We start from the raw sequence: 20,751 nt of genomic DNA on the forward strand, positions 1-20,751 counted from the left end.
TCCCCCGCGTGGCCGAAAGGCTCGCCGCGGGCAGTGGCAGCCGGCCGCGACATGCGCCGGCCCGCAATCGTATTGAATACCAAATTGTCGTGCGCAGGCGCTGCGGCGGCGCATGTGGAAATGTGGCGTTACCTTTATTACCGAGGAACGACAGACTGGCCGGACGCCGTGAACTGGCGCGGCATGACAAGTCCGTCGTTCCCGGATGCGTCCATGCGTGCCGGCCTATTCGGCAAACAGGTCCGGACCAAACACCTCGTAATGAATGCGCGCTTCATGGACGCCAAGATTCTTCAGTGCATCATGCTGCATGCGCATGAAGGGAATCGGGCCGCAGATGTAGTAGTCCGCGTCGGGCAGCAGGATCGACTTTTCGATCAGCTTGACGTCGACCAGCCCCGCATAATCGTAGTCGCGCCCTTGCACGTCCTCAGGCAGGGGCTGGTCATAGAACACGATCAGTTCGAAGTTCTCATAGGTCTTTGCCGCCTCGCGCAGCTTGTCTCGCATGGCATGCACTGCACTATTGCGGGCGCCATGCGCGAAGACGACCTTCCGCGGCGGCGCCTGCAGCGCGGTCTTGAGCATGCTGATCATCGGTGTCAGCCCCACGCCGCCGCTGATCAGCACAATGGGCGTCTTGGCGTTGACGTCGATATGGAAACTCCCATACGGCGTAGCCAGCTTTACCTCGTCGCCGACATTGACGTGATCGTGCAGCAGGTTTGAAACATAGCCAGGAGGCTGGGTGCCGCCGCCTTCCCGTTTGACCGAGATCCGATAGCTGCGCCCGTTCGGCATATCGGACAAGCTGTACTGGCGGATTTGCTGCAGGCCTAGCGCGGGCACGTCGACGGCAATGCTGGTGTACTGACCGGGTTTGAAGTTGGCTACCGGCTTGCCGTCGACCGGCTCAAGGATGAAGGACGTGATCACGCCGCTCTCCGGGCGCTTCTCGCGGACCACAAAGGACCGCCACCCGGTCCAGCCGCCGGTTTGTTCGGCCGAACCTTCATACAGCGCGCTTTCCATGCCCATCAGGACGTCGGCGAGGTTGCCATAGGCTTGTGCCCACGCTGAGATGATTTCCTCGGTCGCTGCGCTGCCCAGGACTTCCTTGATGGCCGCCAGCAGATGCTCGCCGACGATCGGGTACTGCTCCGGCTTGACGCCCAGGCTCGCGTGCTTGTTGGCAATGTTGTTCAGCACGGCCATCAGGCTGCTCGGGTCTTCGATATTCTCCGCATACGCGTAGACCGCCCGCGCCAATGCCTGCTGCTGCTCGCCCCGTTCCTGATGCGCCATGTTGAACACATTCTTAAGTTCGGGGTGCGCTTCGAACATGCGCTTATAGAAGCACTTGATAATGTCGTAGCCGTGTTCCGCCAATACCGGCGCGGTGGCTTTCACAATGTCCTTTGTCTTCTGCGTCAGCATTGCGTGTCTCCTTTGGCAAGGTGATGGGAGCCAGGCGGGGACGCTGGGTCCATGCGGGCGCGAAGCGCGTTTCCGGCTGCCCTGAGCAATGTCTAGTCTAGGTGCCGCGATTGCCGTTTGGCGCGTGCCGATCCACGGGCGCTGCAGCCAGGCCGCTCACTGGCCGGCGGCCGCCACCCAGTCGCCCGACTTGCCGCCATGCTTTTCCAGCAGCTTCACGTTGCCGATCACCATCCCCCGGTCCACCGCCTTGCACATGTCGTAGATCGTCAGCAGCGCCACCTGCACGCCGGTCAGCGCCATGCGTCTAAGTGCCCATCAATAGGGTTTAGTAGTGAGAGTGATCACTAACGTGACTTTAGGCTTGACCTTCGATCTTGACCAATCCGGTTGATCAAGTGGAACGGCGTTGGAGCGCAAATGGAGCAATCGCACCAACGCCAGTCATAAGTTTACGAGATGACGTTGCAGTTTGCGATAGTGTCTATCGGCGGCGCGGTCGCCGCTACAGTCGGTAGTGTTCCATTGATGCCCACGCCGGTCCCGATAGGCGCAGCGCATGCAATGCAGATCGGTCCAACATTGCATTACGACCGGTAAACCGACTGCTGCGTCGTCCGCTTCCATATGTCCCCAATGGTTATCACAGTCGTGCGACCGTAAGCCAGTTCACATTCTCGTCATTGGAAGGGAGACGGCCCATGTCACGCCCACTTAGGAAAAAAAGACGCGACGAACTGCTACCGCGTTACGGCGACATTAAACAGCTTCGCGCCAGCCTGAGTATTCGCGCTGACAGACCTCGATCATTGCCGCCAGAACGGGTGACTATGCTTACCCTACACATCGAGGGTGAACTCACCGAACCGGTAGCAGGAACTTCGCAGTTTTCCATCATGGCCTATGTCAATGCGAACCCGGTCGTCGGTCAGAGGGAAGTGCCATCGATTGGCGCAATCATTGCTGTCAAGCCGGTGCTACAGGCCGTTATCGACCTATCCCCAAGTGAATTTCAGTCTCTGCTAACGATGGCGTCGGCTGGAATGCTTCGGTCGTGTTATCTTTCCATCACAAAACCACGTTACCGTTCGGCCTTGATTGTCACTGCCGACTTCACCTCGACGACAGTGGATGAGCTTGACGAATAGCGGATACCCATCGGTCGGCCAATGACTAGCATTGCAACGGTCACCATTGCTACGGTCGATCACTGCTATGCCGCCATTGCCCAGACCGGTTCTCAATGGTTACGGGAAATGCAGACCAGTCCAACAATTGCCGTGAGGGCTGTAAACCATTGGCGGCGTCACCCGTTTCCTATGTCCCCAATGGCTGCCCACAGTCAAGCCACAGTTGTCTTAGCAGCCATTGGTGGGCACTGGTTCCATCGCTACCGTTGACACCATTGGTCGCGCCAGCCGCTACCATATGCGACCAATGGTCCAACAGTTGGAGAATGCTAATTGACAGACAAGAACAATGGATTCGCCGCACTGTTGACGGACCATGCGTCCAATGCTGCCATTGGCGGACTGGTGGGCCTACTGGTCGGGGATGCCTTGGGCGTACCGTTCGAATTTCATTCACCGGAAGACCTGCCAAAGCGCCATCTGATTGAAATGGTGCCACCAGTCGGATTCAGGCGGGCACATGCCGGGGTCCGACCCGGAACGTGGTCTGATGATGGTGCCCAAGCACTTTGCCTTATGGCAAGTCTGACGGACTGTGGACAGCTAAATCTGACCGACTTCGGCGACCGACTGTTGCAATGGCTGGATGATGGCTACATGGCTGTCGATGGCGATGTCTTCGACTGTGGCATCCAGACTGCCGAGGCGTTGGGCTACCTTCGCGATGGTGTCTCGCCGCACGAATCCGGTGGGACCGATGAACGCAGCAACGGAAATGGGTCCCTCATGCGGGTTCTGCCGTTAGCCCTATGGCATAGCGGTAGCGACGAACAGCTTGTGAAGGACGCGCACCTTCAAAGTTTGCCGACCCATGCCCATCCCCGGTCGCTCGTGGGTTGCGCATACTTCTCGCTGGCCGCCCGAGGCTACCTGTGCAAGCTACCCGATCCGTGGTCATGGGCAGACCGCCGTCTTGAAGAGATTTACCAAGACTGGACAGGTGAACGACAGCGGAAAGCGTTCCAGGCCGAACTGGATGTGTTGAGGAGTTTCGGGAAGACGGACCAGCCACGTGGGACCGGCTACGTGCTGGACTGCCTATGGTCAGCACGCAAGGCACTGGAAGAGGATTCTTTCGAGGATGTAGTCAGGACCGCTATTTTGTTCGGCCACGATACTGACACGACTGCTGCCGTCGCTGGCGGTCTGGCGGGCATTAGGGGTCTTGCCGGAATCCCGATTCGATGGCTGGAAGAATTACGTGGTTTCGAACTGGTGGAACCGCTGATCTTTCACATGGAGACGAAACGATGACCGTTGGGGTCTTGTACAAGTATGGAATGCTTGGCGAATACTCAGAGGCGCTGTTTTCAACACCGAGCGTATGGTTCGCGTCACCGGCCTCTCTGAATGACCCCTTTGAATGCCGGCCTTGGTTCACCTTTGAGGGGTCAGAAAGGGACATTGTTACAAGGCTTGCAAGGGGATTGCATCAGCAGGAACCGCACCTTTCTCCCGATGAAGCGATGGCGCGAGCCTTCGGCATCTATAGAGAGGGCCGGCACCGAAACCCAGAAACATGGGAAGGCATGCGAACAGGGTTGCTATCAGCCCTTGCTGACAACATTGGGATTTACTGTCTGTCAGCGACCAATGACAGCATCCTCATGTGGTCGCACTATGCGGACGAACATCGCGGGTACTGTCTTGGTTTCGAAGCAGGCGACACTACGCCGTTTTTTGGGGCAGCCCAAGAAGTTCGCTACTCGGACACATATCCCGTTGTTGATGTCTTCACCACCACGACCTCAGATCAGGTGGATTTGGTCTTCCTTACCAAATTCACCGGCTGGTCATATGAATCCGAGTACAGGATCATCGACCATGAAAGCGGCCCCGGGCTGCACAGCTACCCGGCAGAATTGCTGCGTAGCGTCACGTTCGGATTTCGCATGCCGGAAAGCGACCGCACCAAAATCCGAGAATGGGTTGGGCGAAGGGGTCATCCCGTCAAATTCTTCGAGGCAGTACGGGATGACCGCCAGTTCAAGATTGACGTGCGGGAGATCGCCTGACGCAGCAGCGGCATTGGCAAGAACAACTATCCAAACCAATGTTCCACCTTCTCATCGACACCAGCGTCTGGCTTGACCTTGCCGAGAACGCCAAACAGACCCCTCTGCTTGATTTACTCGAAGACCTTGTTGCTGCCGAACGCGTGAACCTTCTGGTGCCACGCATTGTCGTCAACGAGTTTCAGAAGAACCGCACGCGGGTTGCCAAGTCCAGCGCGAAGGGCCTTTCCAGCCACTTCAATCAGGTCAAAGACGCGATCCGCAAGGCAGACGGCGACAAGAGGCAGAAGGACAAGGTTCTGGCCTATCTGTCGGACATAGACCATCGCATTCCGATCATGGGCGGTGCGGCTGAAGGTGTCCTGAACCGAATCGAGAAGATACTCACTTCCGCGCCGATCATAGAGGCCACCGATGAGGTGAAGATTCGAGCAGCAGATCGTGCGCTGCATCGAAAAGCGCCGTGCCACCACGAAAACAAGAACTCGATGGCAGACGCGATCCTGATCGAAACTTATGTTGAATGCGTGCGGAAGATGGGCGGTACGGGTCAGCGGTTCGCCTTCGTGACACACAACAAGCACGACTTCAGCATGGTCAACGGCAATCAAAAACTGCCGCACCCCGACCTAGCCAGTTCCTTCTCGAAGATCAAGTCGATGTACTTCATCAACTTGACCGAATGCCTGCGCCGTATCGACCCGATGCATGTCACCCACGCCATGTGGGAACAGGAATGGCAGCAAGAACCAAGGAGTCTCACAGAGATACTGGAAGCGATGGACCGCCTGACGACGCAGGTCTGGTACAACCGGCACAAGTACAGGGCTTGGCAGGTCGAAACAGGCAAGGTCAAGATCGTCAGTCGCAAAGCATGGGACGATGGATGGGCCAAGCGCAAGTTAAATACGCAGACCCATATCGCGGAAGACATCTGGAAAGGCGCACTGAGGTCCGCCAAGAGGGCAGAAAGGCAGCTTGGCGAAGGAAACTATGGTCCTTGGACTGACTTCGAGTGGGGCATGGTCAACGGCAAGCTGTCTGCCCTTCGCTGGATGCTTGGCGACGATTGGGATCAATTGGACACGTAGGCGGCGGCGCCGACACGAACCCCTGTCGGGAAGGTGAGCTATGAATACCCCGCTTGACCACGGTACGGTCGTCAAGGTGCTAAACGCCCGTACCCCGCGTACCGAATTTCTCGTCGGCCAGACCGTGCAAATCGTCGCCTACGGCAAGCGGACCGGTGTCTATGCCGTGTTCTTCGACGGCGAAGTGTATGCGCCGTTCCGGCATGAGGACTTTGAGGTCGTGTGACAATGGAATCGCATGCTGAGCGGGTTCGAACCGGTGGAACCGTTGATCGGTGAATTCTACGAACGAGGCCGGAGCATCAGGCCGTTCCGACGAATACCTTCACCTGTTCGCCGAGCTTGAAGGCTTTGTCATTCGACCATCCCGCTTCGCGATCAGCGAAATGCGGTATCTCCAAGACCTTGGCATCGAGTTTTTGCTTGGCAAGGTGACGATGAGCGTCAATGCCAAATGCCACTAACAGGCGAGGTTTGATGCGGCCAAGAAGGAAGTCGAATGGCGCGGTTTCCTTCTCATTTGGGTGGAGATCGGACAAGGACGCCTTCTCCGTGGAATAGATGTTTGTTTCCAGTACCTTGACGGAACCCGCGCCTTCGATCATGTGGTTTATAAGTCTGCGCGTGCGAGACGCCTTGGTGACACGCGTCTTGCCCGGGTTGGGACCTGCTGCCACTCGTTCGTCCACATAGGTCTTGAACCATGCTTCGCGATCGAAGCCCACGCCCGGTACCCAGAAGTCCCAAAATCCAGCCTTCAACTTTGTCGCCGGGTTCAGCCCAACCAAGAACACGGTACAGTCCAGCGGCGACCCGTTGCATACGAAAGGGCGTAGGGTCGTGGGATGGCCGATGACCGCTTTCAGGTCATTTTCGAATGTTGTGAGCATTCTCAGGCAGTCATCGCGGACTGGATCATCTCGTCCACCGGCTTCCCGTCAGCTTGCCCCGGCTGCTGAATATCGAGACGCGGCAACGACCGGACGATCTTCATCGTTTCCAAACTGACCGTCACCACGCGCTGGAACAGTTCGAGTGGGTAACGCGGGTTGTCCATAGTTTCGATGGCCCAATCGTTGGCATCGTTGACGATGCCGCTGTCCTTGTCGGTCTTCACGCACTGACGTTCCACGACCCAATCCAGTGCCGGTTTGCCGTTCACCACGTAGTCATAGGCTTCCAGCGGGATTCCGGTGAGGGTGATCTTGTCGTTGTAGATCAGCGTGGTTGGGTCCTTGTCCTTACCCTTCTTGCCGTACCGCATCTTCTCGACACGGTAATCGGCATCCTTCAACAGCAGGCCGCCATCTTCGATCTGCAACGGGTACTTCTCGACCGTCTCATAGTTCAGATGCAGTTCCGCCAGATCGCGACCAGCCTTGGAGAAAGCCCAAAAGTCGGCAGCGGTCTTCACGCAAGGGATGCGTGGCAGTTCCTTGCTCAGGTTGTCGGCATAGCGATCCCGATAATCTGGTGAATGCAGCAGGCCGTAGACGTAGTAAAAGATGTCTTCCTTGCTGATTTTCTCACCCGGATAAGCAGACTGGAAGTGCGCAAGGCCTTCGTCGGTAATCGCATCACGGCGTAGGCGATTGGGCGTGGCCGGGACGTCGCTGTTATTGTCGAAGAGGCTGGATTGCTTCGTTATTGTGCTACTTGAACCACTGTCATAGATATACATAGGGAAGAACTGTGAACCTGACATATCGACGGCATGCAGGCTAGGTACACAGTTCGAAATCATTACCGAAAACACGCTTCGTTGATTGGGTGCAGAAATGCCAATAACAATGTTCTTGGCATTGCTATCTGGGAAAATGCGCGGCATTTGATAACGGTTCTCATTAAAGAATCCGTCGTAGTACATCCATTTTTTCTCAAATGGCCTGTAGATGGCTTCAGTGATCGACGTTGGGATGAAATCACAGGTCGCACCCTTCTCAAAACGACCACGAAGCACCCATGACCAAGCGATTTTGCTTGGGTCATTAATGTCATCGTGGTTTCTCGCATGCACGCAATCGTTGTAGAAAGAAATCATTCTTTCCATATTTGATGCAAGAGAAGACCTAGATGAGTTGTAGGCCCAGCTATCACGATTCGTCTTAACCCCACTCGTATAGTTCTCAAAGAGGTTGCCAGAATCTACGCCCTTTTTATCGCCCATAGCAATGTAGTCCGAAAAATCGTCTACGCGCTGCTTGATCCAATCCCCATGAGCGTCCGGCGTAATACTCTTCCAGCCATCTTCCTTCGCAATGCCGTCAATGCTCATGAAGCCCGCAATTTTTGCAAGCTTCTCATCGCGGGTGAGGTAATCCCCAATGTCATGGAAGTAAATCTGACCATGCGTCGCCGCCTTGGGATTCTTGACCAATATGGTGATCGCAATGGCTGCTGCGCTTCCCATGCCAAATATCTGGCCGCCTTCTCTTTTTGCTCGTTCGCCAGAGGTCTTTTGCCCGCGTAATCCACGTAGGTGGAAAATGTGAATACTGGAAAACTCTTCGGCAAGGGTAAGACGTATTCCATCGGCGGCTTTACCGTCGACGAATCCTGCATTGGTTACGAAGCCGATGATCCCCGCGTTACCTATACGATTGCTTGCCCACCGAAATGCTCTGACGTAACTGTCGTAGAGGCTGCGCGGATTGCCAGTGGACCTTCGCACATAGGTCTCTCTGATGGACTGATCAAGGCTTGGATATCGAATGTTTGCTGCTTCATCATGGTCATCCTTCTGACCGACTGAATACGGCGGATTACCGATGATGACGCGAATGTCCAGCTTCTTCTGGCGTTTGCGGCGGGCGCTGTTGTTTGCCAACAGGGCATCCACCATGTCTTCCTTTTCATACAACTGGAAGGTGTCGGTCAGGCAGATACCTTCGAAGGGCTGGTACTTGCCGCCAACGGTGCCGTGGTACACGGCCTCGATGTTGATGGCTGCGATGTAGTAGGCCAGCAGCACGATCTCATTGGCATGGATTTCGTGCTTGTACTTGTGCGGCAGTTCTTCCGGTTTGATCAGCCCACTTTGCAGCAGCCGGGTTATGAAGGTGCCGGTGCCTGTGAACGGGTCGATGATATGCACGCCCTTGCTGCCAAGGGTTTGCCCGAACTCGGCTTGCAGGATGTGGGCGACGCTGTGGATGATGAAGTCCACAACTTCAACTGGCGTATAGACGATGCCAAGTCGCTCGGTCATCTTGGGGAAGGCATTGCGGAAGAATTTATCGTACAACTCCACAACGATCTTCTGTTTGCCTGCCGCGTTGTCGATGCCTTCGGCCCGCAGTTTCACACTGGCGTAGAACCTTTCCAGCGTGTCCGCTTCCTTGTCCAGCCGGTGTTCATGCAGCACGTCCAGAACGTTCTGCATGGCGATGGACATGGGGTTGTGCTGGGCAAAGCTGTAGTCTTGGAACAGTGCATCGAACACCGGCTTGGTGATGAGATGCTGCGCCAGCATTTCAACGATTTCGCCGTCCGTGATGCTGCCGTTCAGGTCATCCCGCAGTTCATGGGCAAAGGCGTGGAAGGCTTCCCGTTCCTTGGCGTTTGCCGGTTTTTCGATGATGCCGGTGATGCGGTCGATATGGGTCCGGGCAATCTTGGCGATGTCGTTGGCCCAATCTTCCCAATGGTGCCGGTTGCCGACCTTCTGGACCAGCTTGGCATAGATGGCCTTCTCGATCTCACCGATTTCGAACTGCATTTCCTGCTGCTGTTCCTGCTTAGGACGCCGTTTCGTCTTCTTGCCAAGGTTGAACTCATCGCGCCCGGCGTCCTTGTTCTTGGTGCCCTTCGTCCTTTCCTGCTTCTTCTGGATTTTGTCCGTGATGGCGATGACTTCCATCTTGCTGGTGTCCTTGCCAATCAGGTCCAGCTTATTGACCATCGCGTCGAAGCGGTCATCGTGCGAACGCAGCGCCTGCAAGACCTGCCACACGACGGCATAGGTCTTGTTGTCGTTCAGGGCTTCATGCGGTTCGACGCCAGCCGGAATCACCACTGGCAACACCACATACCCGCGCTTCTTGCCGGGCGCAATGCGCATGACCCGGCCTACAGACTGCACCACGTCCACCTGCGAGTTGCGGGGCGTTAGGAACAGCACGGCATCCAGCGCCGGAACGTCTACACCTTCAGACAGGCAACGGACATTACTGAGAATGCGACAGGTGTTCTCCGGCGTCTCGGATTTCAGCCATGCCAGCTTCGCTTCCTTCACACTGGCGTTCATGCCGCCGTCCACATGGTCGGCTTCGCAGTGAAGCCGGGCCGCTTGTTCGAAGTCCTCTGTTTCCTCGCTTTCCTGATACGCCTCGACAACAGCCTGGAACATTCCGGCGATCTGCTTCGAACTGACCTTGTGCGTCTTCGCCCCTTTCGAAACCTCGATGACCTGACAGAAGGCCACGGCGCGTTTCATGGCGGCGTCGTCGTCTACCAAGTCGCCGGTCATGTCCTGCTTCGAAAGCGCCTTCCAGCAGCCGACGATTCGGGCTGCATCGTCAACTTTCAACTGGTTGTTGTCGTCTCGTAGCAGGTCTTGCAGGCGGCGGCTGACATGCGCTTCCTCGACTGCCAGCACAATCACCTTGTAATCGACCAGCAATTCTCGCTTGACGGCTTCGGAGAAGGTGATGACGAACAATTCTTCACCGTACAGCGCCTTGTCGTCCATCGAGCAGAGCGCCACGTTGTCACGTTCAGCCGTCGCCTTGGCCGAATCGCCATAGATGCGCGGCGTTGCGGTCATGTACAGGCGCTTGGCAGACCGGATGTAGTTGGCATCGTGGACCCGGACGAAGGCGCTTTCGTCGTCGTCACCAAAGGTCGCACCGGTTGTGCGGTGGGCTTCGTCGCAGACGATCAGGTCGAAGTCAGCAAGCCCGAACTCCTTCTGGGAACGGCTAATTACGTCGATGGAATGGTAGGTACTGAAGACGACGCTCATGTGCGATGCGTCATGTCGCTTCGCCATCTCCGCCGCCAGCCGGGCCGCGTCCGTAGTGGCCGGATAGCGCAATTCATGGACGAAGGTCTGAACAGCGTCGTCTTCCTTCTTGCGCTTCTTGCCCACGTCGCTGTCAGAACACACCGCGAAGCTATGCAGCGGCGTCTCGCTTTCTTGCGTCCATTCCGTCAGGGTCTGGGACAGCAGGGACAGACTTGGAACAAGAAAGAGTACCCGCTTGCCTGCACCGGCCAAGGTTTCGGCGATCTTCAGGCTGCAAAAAGTTTTCCCTGTACCGCATGCCATTATCAGCTTGCCCCGGTCAGCAGCTTCCAGACCATGAACAGTTGCGTTCAACGCACTGACTTGGTGCGGACGCAACTGCTTCTTGGCCTTGATGACCGGTGCCGCCTTCGGCTGGTACTGGTCCCAATCGATCTGACTTTCTTCAAGGGCGGTCAGGTCGATCTTGCTGACCGGTGGCTGCTGGTCATACAGGGCATCTTCGGCGTGGTCACTCCAATGATTCGTCGTGGCGACAATGATCCGGCGCACAAACGGCTTCTTGCCGGACGCCGTAAAGAAGCTGTCGATGTCGCTCTTCTGGACCTTGTAGTCCGGTGCGTACAGCTTGCATTGGATGGCGTGATACTCGCCTGTCCCTTGGGTCTTCGCGACAAGGTCAATACCGGCGTCCCGCTTGTCCAGACCCTGCACGTCCGCCCACTGTGCATAAGTCCACACATCGCTGTACAGGTCGCGGTAAGTGGCTTCGTTGCGCAGGTAGCAGATGATCAACTCTTCGAAGTAGGTTCCTTTCTCGCGTTCGGACGCGGCGGCTTGGCGGAAGGCGTCGAGCAGTTTTTCGAGTGCGGTCATTCTTGGCTTGTCGTCCGAAAGTCGCTTGGGGAAAGGCGAGGACTCGTATTATGCCTTCCGGGCGCGAGGTATCGGGCGGGTCACGTTGTTGTGCAGGTAAGACAACTATCTCGCAACATGCGTGTGATCGATCTGCCACAACACGTATTCCCGGTTAAGGTCCTGTCCGCAAGATACGGCAGCAGGTTGTGATAGCCCGATGGCGGATTGCTTGTGGGTGACGCAGGCATTACAGATGAACTGGTCAGCCTCGATGCACGATCAATCCTGAAGGAGACCCGATGCCCATCCCTGCGGTACATGAGCAAGCGTGGGACGACGTCTGGCATCGCCGGTTGCAGCCGTGGCAGGGCCGGTGACTTCGGGGCACTGTTGCGCTGACTGCCAAATGGCGTAGCCCAGCAACAAATTCGACTACATGTCAAGGATTCGTTTGACAAGAACTTCCCAGCCGTGGCATAATATGTATTACTTGATTTTCGTTCATGTCTTTGGCTGAACACCACTGAGCGGCTTCTGCCGCAACGCTTCGACTGTTCTGGTCGGGCGCTATATGAATTCCCTTAGCAGTACCTAAGCCGTTCTCGGCCCTCTTGCGTCTTGGCAACTCGCATGGCGTTCCTGCGTCTGCTGCGGCCATTCGTCTCCGAGAACTCAATTCAATACCCGAGGCTTCCTTGCCGTCTGGTCGCGTTCCTGCGCCATGCGGTGCGTCCGCTCGCGCCTATGCTGCCAGTCCCGGCGAGGGAGACCGATTGCTATGCGCAATTGTGCGCAACAACCAATGAATCAAACCAATTATGTAATTTTTCTCCAATCGCCGTCTGTCCCGCTCTTTCTGGCAATGACCTTCTCGCGAGGTGCTGAATGATGTCGGCGCTTCCCCTCCAACAAAGGCCGGACTGCCTTGAGGTCAACTTTGATGGCATTCCTGCATCCATGAAGGACAGCCGCCCGCAGTGGGTCCTGTGGCGGTGGGTTAAAAAGGGCAACGACTGGACCAAGCCGCCTTTGCAAGCGAACGGCCAGTACGCTAAGCCGAACGACCCGACAACTTGGGCAACTTTCGAAGAAGTCCGCACGGCCTACGAAGGCGGTAGGTTCGATGGCATCGGGATGATGCTGCGTGACGGCAATTGCGGTATTGATCTGGACCACGTTTTGTCCATTGATGACAGTCTCGAACCGTGGGCGCAACAAATCGTCGAGCAGTTCGACGGTGCATACGTCGAGTATTCGCCTAGCGGTGACGGCCTTCATATCCTCGTGAAGGGTACGCTCCCTCGTTGCGGTAAGTCAGGGCCGGACAACCGCCTCGAATTTTACGATAAGGGCAGTCCGCGATACTTCACGGTCACCGGGCACGTCTTCGGCGCTGCCGCCAATGAAGTAACGAACAAGCAGGAAGCAATTGACTGGCTGTCGAAGCAATACACGAAGGCTTCGGCTGCCAATGAAGTTGATTCCAACGTCTTGCCGTTGACGCAATCCAGCAATGGCGACCTCGGCGATGAAGCAATTCTTGCGCGGGCGACGCGTGCTGGTAACAGCGAAAAATTCACCAAGTTGTTCACGTATGGCGATTGGTCTGGCTATGGAAGCCAGTCGGACGCAGATCAGGCACTGGCAAACCTGTTGGCGTACTGGACGCAAGACGCTGACCAGATCGACCGCCTGTTCCGCGAGTCTGCGCTGATCCGGTCGAAATGGGATGAAGATCATTCCGCTGGCCAGACCTACGGCCAGATGACCATTGCGAAGGCGCTGTCGAGTGACAGTGCCCAGAAGGGTGCCCAAATCGCTGCGTTGCCGGTGTCGCAAAAATCTGTCAGTGGTGATGATTTCGTTCAGGCTGCTGACTTCATGGCCGAGACGGCATCTACCGACTGGCTGATCGATGGTGTCTTGGAACAGGGCACGTCCTGCATGTTGTTCGGTGCATCCGGTAGCGGCAAAAGCTTCATCGCACTTGATTGGGCGTGTTGTGTTGCAACCGGCACTGACTGGCACGGTCAAGCGGTGGAAACCGCCCCGGTCTTCTATATTGTCGGCGAAGGCGTTCCGGGCTTTCGTCGCCGGATGAGGGCGTGGGCGAGGACGAAAGGCATTGCCGGTGAAGAGATGCCCTTGCACGTATTGAAGTTCCCTGTCTCTCTCTCAGACGATGACGCGGCCAGCGACTTGTCCCAGAAGATCGCAAGGCGGGTTCCGGCTGGTCAGCCCTGCATGGTCGTCATCGACACGCTGGCACGTAACTTTGGTGGTGACGAGAACAGCAACACCGACGTGAACCGTCTGATAAGCAAGATCGACACGCACCTGCGTATTCCGCTCAATGCGTCGGTCGTGATCGTTCACCATTCCGGGAACAGCGAGAAAGATCGGGCACGTGGCGCATCGGCACTGAAAGCAGCTATGGACCACGAATACCGGGTTGAACGCCGTAGCGGCGATCTCCGGGTTCTTCAATGCACCAAGATGAAGGATGGCCCTGAAGACTTCGAATTCCACTTTCAGATCGAGGGCGTATCCTTGGGTGATGGTGAGACTGCCGGCGTACTGATTCCGCTGGATGTACCGTCCCGGAATAAGTCAGAGACGCGTCTGGCTGCCAGTTCGGTGAAGGCGCTTGGTGTATTGCGGGATATTGCCGATGTCTTCGGCGAAACACCGGATGCCGAACTGCAAGAGGATGTTGGCATGTTCGGCCCTGCCTTGGTTGTTCATAAGGACAAGTGGAAACCTGCTGCAATCGAAGCGGGCATCAGTACGGGTACGGCTGATTCGCAGCGCAAGGCGTTTGAACGTGCTGTCAAGCAACTGATTCGCGAGGGTCGCGTTGGGAACCACGGCGACTACTACTGGGTGAATACCTAGTCTTCGTGGACAAGCGGACAGCCACGGCAGATCGATTGGTCCTTGGACTGAAATCACCGACCTAATACGGACAGACACGGACACACCCCTTTAGGGGTGTCCTGTTGTCCAAAGGTTGAAAAAACAAGAACTGGTTTTTTTCTTTTTCCTGTGGCTACTTGGTAACCGGGGTGCGCCGCGTCCGTCCGGTCGATATGCACATGTCTTGCCGAGATATGGATGTTGATCTTGGCTCCCGTCCTCGCGAAGCGCACGACCGCAGGGAGTGAAGACAAGTGACCGGCTGGTCCCAAATGGGTATGGGTCAGGCGAACCGGGACGCAAGTGGTTCGATATTCAACCGGTCGAAACCCGTGTCGAATCGCCGCTTTCGAAGTACCCGTCTCGAACCGAGCGACTACGCCAGTCACAGCGCATCGATGGGAGATGTACGAACGAACTCCTTCGCCGGTCCGTACCATTGCTTCAGATAGGCCGCTGCCGGTCCTTCATCCAGCAGGGCGGGGTTCCGACGAATCTCATTGAGGAACCAACCGGCCATGCCATCCCATTTCTCGATGTCGCCCTCAGGGAGAAGCGTCCATTGCAACTGTTCGAGCGTCCAGTTCGACTTGATGCCATTGGTCAGCATCGAACAGGACACGCAGTTCGCCTCGTCGGTTGATCCGCCCCCGGCAACAGCAATGACATGATCTATGGTTGCCAACAATTCCCAGTAGGCCGGGTGACACTCGTTCATCTTCCAGTTCTTGTGATATGGGAATTCACTTGGCAAGTACAGGGACAGCAACCGCAGAACGGGCGGAAAGACCAACCGCGTCCCGCGATAGCGATCGATGAATCCATCTCGGACGAACACCTTGGTCATGAACCGTGCCGGGTAGCTTTGGCTACCGTTCGGCTTCGGTGCGAAAGGGTATTCAGTGGCGATGGCATGAGCGGCGCCAGCGGGATCATCTTTAGAGAGATACCGGCAGGCGGTTTCGATGACATGTGCTGGATCATTTGTCATTGCTTCCCCTAGCAACGGTCCACGGTTCGATAAGCAGTATGTCCGAAACCGTCCACTGCCGGACCCCCGTCCAGACCCATGTCCGAAAGTAGGCTTGTAAACCTTGTGGACAGGGTGTATATTTCGTACTCCCATTACGGACACATGAGGTGCGGATGTCACGACTGTTTGCGTATTGCCGGGTATCAACTGCGGACCAGACGACTGAGAACCAAGTGAAGGAAATCGAGGCGGCGGGATTCAGCGTCGCCAAGCAGCGCATCATCGCGGAGACTGTGTCGGGTTCGGTGGCCGCTTCCGAACGGAAAGGCTTCTCCAAGCTGCTGGACAAGCTGGAAGACGGCGATGTGATTATCGTAACTAAGTTGGATCGGCTGGGGCGCAATGCCATCGACGTCCGGGCAACGGTGGAACGGCTGGAAGCCGCTGGCGTCCGCGTTCACTGTCTGGCGCTTGGTGGCGTTGACCTGACCAGCCCGGCAGGGAAGATGACCATGCAGGTCATCAACGCGGTGGCCGAATTCGAACGCGACCTTCTTATAGAACGTACTCAGGCCGGTCTTCGTCGTGCTAAGGCTGAAGGCAAGGCGTTTGGCAGGCCATCTGCCTTGTCTGAAGAGCAGCGTGCTGTGGTGGTGGATCGACTTAGTGCTGGTATGTCGGTTGCGCAGATCGCCCGAGACATGAAGACCAGCAGGCAAACCATCATGCGGGTCCGGGAAGCCGTGACCGCGCAATCGGCGGCTACCTCATAAGCCTGCTTCGGCCATCAGTTTAGCCATCGTCACACCAAGTGCTTCGGCGATGCGCTCAAGCCTGAGAACTGCGACGTTGTTGTCGCCACGTTCCACCCGTCCCAGATAACTCACGTCGATTTCTGCGGACAAGGCCAGTTGTTCCTGTGACAAGCCCCGCTCTTTGCGGATGCGTCGAATCGCATCGCCAAGGGCGACAAGGGTGGTGTTCTGGCGTTGACTGCTGAGGTTTGGCACCCCCGCATCATTCAGATATGATGCGGCTGGTTCTAGGGTACATGTACCTTATTTGCGCCAACGTTCATTCTAGATGACTGCACCTGCCGTGTGGATCAAAGCGCACTGGCACGACTGCGCAGTCAAGGGTGGGATTTCAGATTTACGGGGAGAGATATGAAGAAATGTCCGTTCTGTAGTGAAGACATTCAAGATGCAGCAATTCGGTGCAAGCACTGTGGGGCTGATATTGCAGCCGCCGAAGCCGCTGCGGCGGAGGCTGACTTTGAGAAGGCGTTTGGTTGGGGCCTCGGCGTCTTCTTTGGCATCGTCGGCGCCGCCATCTTTGGATTTCTCGCCTACCAAGCATTCTTGGCGGGTGACAAGGGCACTGCCATCGTGATCGGAGGCTTTGCGGTAGCGTTCATGGTCGCCGGACCACTGGCATCTCGCATTGGCGACGCCTTTCGGCAGTTCGCGATGCCCGACTACGTCTTCGCCCGAGGCGCTGCGGACTTGGCTGCGCAAAAAGCCTTTTGGCAGTTTGGACCGCAAGCTATCGCTGCTGTCGCCGCCTTCTGCATCATGGCGGTGGGGCTGTCAAAGCTGGTGCCGCTGGAGGATGTAGTCAACACAGCATTCGGGTCAGGTGCGACCATGAAGGAACAAGTTGCAGAAGTCCAGAATGAACCTGCCAGTCCCGCTGCTGCCCCGGTCCAAGAAGATAAGCCTTCTGACCAAGTTGCTGCGCAGCAGCAAGCCGTAACGGTCCCGAATCCAAGCCTGCAAGCGGCTGTTCAGGAACCCGCAATACCTGCAGCGCCAGCGCCTGCACCTGAAGCCAAGGATGCACCGGCAATTGCCGCCACGGCACCTGCCGCCCCAGAGAAGACTGTCATCGAGGCTTCGTTCGATTGCAGCAAGGCGGCGTCAAAGATTGAGAAGTTGATTTGCTCTTCGCCTCAGACCGCCGATGCGGACAAGCGACTGGCTGCCACCTACAGCGCCGCTAAGGCGAAGTCCGCCGATGTCAACAGCTTGAAGGCGCAACAAGTCGAATGGATGAAGCAAGAGCGGAACGCCTGCACCGATTCGGCATGCCTGCTGAAGGCGGTGGACGACAGAATCCAGAAGCTGTCGGCGTCATAACCGACCGTGCCACGAACGATCAAGGATGCCTGCGCGGCATCCTTTTTTCTTGTTATGTATGGGGTCTGGTCGTCAATCGATCAAGACTCGTCGTATGAGAGCAAGAAGCGGCTCGAAATGAGGCAAAAGCTCACCCGCAGCAGATACTCTTTCGGCGAACGCTACCTTGTCGCCACGGAACTTTCTGATGGCAAAGTCGCCGGGGAAGATTTCGGTGTCAAGATTCTGACCTGCTGCCAATAGTTCGTCCGGCAGGTACAGTTCAATTGTGAAGGTAGAGTTTGCCGCGAACCGTTCCCCGGCCTGTACTCCTCGCCCGGCAGGCACAGGGAGCAACCCGGCAAAAATTTGCTTGGCGATATGCCTTCGCAGTAACCCCGATTCGTCGTCACCTTCCCGGTTGGGATAGTTCCGATGGCATCCGTTCCAGTCATCGAACGCCTCATCGAAGTCAAATAGACCTAGAACGCGCTGATTCTCGCCAACTTCGCTAATGAACTGTTCGTCTTCAAGCAGGTACCGAAGGCCACGTTTCCCCTTTGCTGTCATGATCTTAAACGGGGGTGGGGCATGGGTGGATATGCGCCACAGTCCTTCGATGAGAATCGCGTCACTTCTTCCCTCGACTATGAGAAGGGGGCGTTCATTCTCTCGTGCGACTTCAGCCCTGACTTCATCTCGGAACGCAGTCGATTGACTCAAAGCTTCAACCGCCGCCCCAATCTCACTAAATTGGTCCACGTCGATTCGCGTGCCAGTTGGCATGTCGCGAATCTCGAAGCCATCCGTTCCAAACTCGTCTCTCATTCCCATCAGGAAAGCCGGACTATGGGTGGTTACCACAAACTGCACCTTCGGGAACAGCCTTATCAATCTTGGAAGAACTGTCCGCTGTAGGTGCGTATGGAGATAGACCTCGACTTCGTCGATGACCACTATCCCCTCAACATCCTGAAGGCTTCGCCTTTGCTGCAGCGTACCTTGATTCGCAATCGTTCCGAACATCGATAGCAACATTGACTGCCCAGCGGATAGGTGTGCGAGAGAAGGGATAGCCATTCGACGCGGATTCGGAAGAGGCAAGGCCCCGGCAGCTACCCCGGTATAGATTTGTACGCGAGGCCAGACGTTGCGTGGCGCGACTGCGAAGTGCGCAGTCGGGTCCTCCAAGATGGCCTGCAAGATTTGATTCGCGACGATGATCCCGGCCTCAGGGTATTGCATGGCTCGATCAAGCAAGCCGTCCATAATCCAAATCGCGGTATCTTCAGCGGCGGTCTCCACAATCAGCGTCTTACTTAGGTTATTGGAAAACCTTTGTTGGGTTGAGTAACGCTCAGGATGTAGCCCCTTCTCTTGCAACCAGTGAGGTATCTCTCTGCGTCCGCTCGGGAAGAAGACATATGCTCCATCTCGCATAGTCGCGGCGGCCTGCTCTACATTCGGGGTCCAGCATTTTTCAGTTGTCTCGGTGCCGTTCATTGGCAGTTCTGGCGGTACGGCCAGTCGTTGCCGGATTTGAGCTATATCAGCGCCCGCGCCAACTCGGTCCACATAGTGCACATCCTGCCCCTGATATTCATAGCGGATGTGTGTAAGGGAAGACGTTGCTCCGACCCGAATGTCATGACTTCTTAGACGGTAGTAAAGCGTGCCGAGACCTTGCGGCGTTAACACATCATTGAATTTCGTTGCTGCAACTTGGAGAAGGCTGTCAACAATGAATGACAAGGCTGTCGTCTTGCCGGCCCCATTTTCACCGACAAGGATCAGCGGCTTCGGCAACCCGTCAGCCGTGAAAGGAAGCTCAACATCAAAATTTTCTATTGCGCCAGAATTTTCAATTGAAATTTTCTTTAGTTTAAGCATCATCTTTTCTTCTGGGATAGCAGGCGGTAGCACCGCAACGGCCCAAGCGCCCTACGTCGGCATGCACGGCAATTTACTAGAGCCCATGCAAGTCGAAACTGATGCAGCCGGAAGTCACAGGTCAGATTGATTTCGGCGGCCGCCTCGATAGCCTCCGTCGTCATGTCAGTGGCTTGCAATAGCCAAGTCGTGGGGTGTTGGACCAGCGCAACCCGCATGGCGTGCCCCCGTCAAGGTAGAACCGGTTCGGGCACTCGGCGGGGTCCTGCACTCGAAAAAGGTGAAGCGGGGCGTCTTCTGGTCGTTGGCAGGCTTCATCGGGCAGCCGGTTAAGGATTACGCCGCTGAAGCAGGCATCCAACTACTGGACGGCGCTGGCATTGTCGAGGCGCATCAGAGCCTTGGGCCCAGACAAACAAGCAATGCTACTGGCGCGGGCGTTTGAGGGTGATTACCAGACCCCGACTTGTGCGGCCTGCGGTGTGAAGATGGTGGAGCGGCAAGGTAAGGACGGTTCGTTCTGGGGCTGTCACAACTATCGGAAGGGGTGTCGGATCACGCTTCCTCGTACAGTTTGATTTTTAGAGCGGTGATACCTTGCCTGTGCCGCCAAGCCCCATTCTGATAAATCCTTCCTTTGCATGGGCGGCGTGCTGCTCATTGAAGTTGCGCCTGTCGCAAGGGTGAGCAAGAGGTAGGTAAGGAATACTGCGTTGACCGCAGATCAGTTCCAAGGGGCGACCAAAACCTTCCGGTGAACGGGCATGAACGCAAATCCCGAGGGGCTTCCGTAGGTCGGCAACCTGCTTCCTTAGCAGTTCCCAAACGTTTGCTCCCCAGCTAATGACCTGAACCTTGAAGGTTCTACTGACTGCATCGACGAGCGCATTGAAACCCTCTGAACAGCGGGAATATGGTTCGAAGGGACCTACTGTCGGTGAGTTGGGCGGTCGAAAGTCAGGCTTAAAGTTCAAGAAGAGCAGCATCTCCGATCTGTCCATGATGGACGCGGGTACGGCGCCGACATTGATGTACTTAGTTAGGCCACGCAACCCAGCATAGCGCGACAAGGGCACATCCACAGGGTGTGGCGTCTTCGCACGCGCGGGGACGATGGGATACCAATCGTGACCGAGGATGATGGTCAATCGCCCCTTTCCTTTATTCTGCTCATAAGATTGAAACAGTCCGTGATCTGTCCAAGGGCAAGGCCCGAGACTCAGGCCAACCCCTGTCTTCCGTGTCGCATCACGTAGGGCATGTCCACGTTGAACGGGATCGAAAACGGTTGCCTCGAC

16 protein-coding genes and 1 pseudogene are annotated in these 20,751 nt (G+C 56.3%); 9 read left to right on the plus strand and 8 right to left on the minus strand.

All coding sequences use genetic code 11. The features are described from left to right. Positions 1-225 precede the first annotated feature (225 nt). A complete protein-coding gene (hmpA, locus tag E1J61_RS09365; protein WP_133093790.1) occupies positions 226-1,437 on the minus strand; it encodes an NO-inducible flavohemoprotein in 1,212 nt (403 codons plus the stop codon). 156 nt (positions 1,438-1,593) lie between these two features. After that, positions 1,594-1,737, minus strand: a pseudogene (locus E1J61_RS09370) (cyclic pyranopterin monophosphate synthase MoaC); the annotation flags it as partial. A 401-nt stretch (positions 1,738-2,138) separates the two neighbouring features. On the opposite strand from E1J61_RS09370, the gene E1J61_RS09375 reads away from it, so the two are divergent. The 5 genes from E1J61_RS09375 (at position 2,139) to E1J61_RS09395 (ending at position 5,959) form a co-directional block, all read left to right on the plus strand. After that, positions 2,139-2,585: a hypothetical protein gene (locus E1J61_RS09375; protein ID WP_243736818.1), complete on the plus strand. Its 447-nt coding sequence runs from the start codon at positions 2,139-2,141 to the stop codon at positions 2,583-2,585. Positions 2,586-2,900: 315 nt separating this feature from the next. Further along, entirely contained in the window at positions 2,901-3,881 is a 981-nt protein-coding gene (locus E1J61_RS09380; RefSeq protein WP_133093791.1) for an ADP-ribosylglycohydrolase family protein, read from the plus strand. Then, entirely contained in the window at positions 3,878-4,642 is a 765-nt protein-coding gene (locus E1J61_RS09385) for a DUF2971 domain-containing protein (RefSeq protein ID WP_165971448.1), read from the plus strand. Before E1J61_RS09380 ends, E1J61_RS09385 begins: the two co-directional genes overlap by 4 nt. A 38-nt stretch (positions 4,643-4,680) precedes the next feature. Then, complete coding sequence (locus E1J61_RS09390; protein WP_133093793.1) at positions 4,681-5,733, plus strand: PIN domain-containing protein; 1,053 nt, start codon at positions 4,681-4,683, stop codon at positions 5,731-5,733. 40 nt (positions 5,734-5,773) lie between these two features. Further along, the gene (locus E1J61_RS09395; protein ID WP_133093794.1) at positions 5,774-5,959 is read left to right on the plus strand and encodes a hypothetical protein; all 186 of its coding nucleotides are present in this window, start codon (positions 5,774-5,776) and stop codon (positions 5,957-5,959) included. Between the two features lie 76 nt (positions 5,960-6,035). Here E1J61_RS09395 and E1J61_RS09400 read toward each other — a convergent pair whose 3' ends face one another. Further along, positions 6,036-6,623, minus strand: a complete 588-nt coding sequence (locus E1J61_RS09400) for a hypothetical protein (RefSeq protein WP_133093795.1) — start codon at positions 6,621-6,623, stop codon at positions 6,036-6,038. 2 nt (positions 6,624-6,625) lie between these two features. Then, positions 6,626-11,575 carry a type ISP restriction/modification enzyme gene (locus tag E1J61_RS09405; RefSeq protein ID WP_133093796.1) on the minus strand — a complete coding sequence of 1,650 codons (4,950 nt, stop codon included), beginning with the start codon at positions 11,573-11,575 and terminating at the stop codon, positions 6,626-6,628. Between the two features lie 867 nt (positions 11,576-12,442). Here E1J61_RS09405 and E1J61_RS09410 point away from each other — a divergent pair. Further along, positions 12,443-14,452, plus strand: coding sequence for an AAA family ATPase (locus E1J61_RS09410; protein WP_243736819.1), 2,010 nt, complete (start codon positions 12,443-12,445; stop codon positions 14,450-14,452). A 406-nt stretch (positions 14,453-14,858) separates the two neighbouring features. Here the strand turns inward: E1J61_RS09410 and E1J61_RS09415 are convergent, their stop codons facing one another. After that, positions 14,859-15,464 (minus strand): HNH endonuclease, encoded by a 606-nt coding sequence (locus E1J61_RS09415; protein ID WP_133093797.1) that lies wholly within the window; start codon positions 15,462-15,464, stop codon positions 14,859-14,861. 155 nt (positions 15,465-15,619) lie between these two features. Between E1J61_RS09415 and E1J61_RS09420 the strand changes: the two genes are divergently transcribed. Then, on the plus strand, positions 15,620-16,219 hold the full coding sequence (locus tag E1J61_RS09420; RefSeq protein ID WP_133093798.1) for a recombinase family protein: 600 nt from the start codon (positions 15,620-15,622) through the stop codon (positions 16,217-16,219). Here the strand turns inward: E1J61_RS09420 and E1J61_RS09425 are convergent. Further along, positions 16,214-16,456, minus strand: coding sequence for a helix-turn-helix domain-containing protein (locus tag E1J61_RS09425; RefSeq protein WP_133093799.1), 243 nt, complete (start codon positions 16,454-16,456; stop codon positions 16,214-16,216). The genes E1J61_RS09420 and E1J61_RS09425 overlap by 6 nt on opposite strands. Positions 16,457-16,612: 156 nt before the next feature. On the opposite strand from E1J61_RS09425, the gene E1J61_RS09430 reads away from it, so the two are divergent. Continuing rightward, on the plus strand, positions 16,613-17,584 hold the full coding sequence (locus tag E1J61_RS09430; protein ID WP_133093800.1) for a lysozyme inhibitor LprI family protein: 972 nt from the start codon (positions 16,613-16,615) through the stop codon (positions 17,582-17,584). Positions 17,585-17,656: 72 nt separating this feature from the next. Here E1J61_RS09430 and E1J61_RS09435 read toward each other — a convergent pair whose 3' ends face one another. Beyond that, positions 17,657-19,456 (minus strand): AAA family ATPase, encoded by a 1,800-nt coding sequence (locus tag E1J61_RS09435; RefSeq protein ID WP_133093801.1) that lies wholly within the window; start codon positions 19,454-19,456, stop codon positions 17,657-17,659. Positions 19,457-19,718: 262 nt separating this feature from the next. On the opposite strand from E1J61_RS09435, the gene E1J61_RS38180 reads away from it, so the two are divergent. Next, positions 19,719-19,898, plus strand: coding sequence for a restriction endonuclease (locus E1J61_RS38180; RefSeq protein ID WP_243736838.1), 180 nt, complete (start codon positions 19,719-19,721; stop codon positions 19,896-19,898). 136 nt (positions 19,899-20,034) lie between these two features. On the opposite strand, the gene E1J61_RS09445 is transcribed toward E1J61_RS38180, so the two are convergent. Further along, complete coding sequence (locus E1J61_RS09445; RefSeq protein WP_133093802.1) at positions 20,035-20,601, minus strand: hypothetical protein; 567 nt, start codon at positions 20,599-20,601, stop codon at positions 20,035-20,037. Between the last annotated feature and the right edge of the window lie 150 nt (positions 20,602-20,751).

The sequence above is a fragment of the Cupriavidus sp. L7L genome, assembly GCF_004353535.1.
Classification (GTDB): Bacteria; Pseudomonadota; Gammaproteobacteria; order Burkholderiales; family Burkholderiaceae; genus Cupriavidus; species Cupriavidus oxalaticus_A.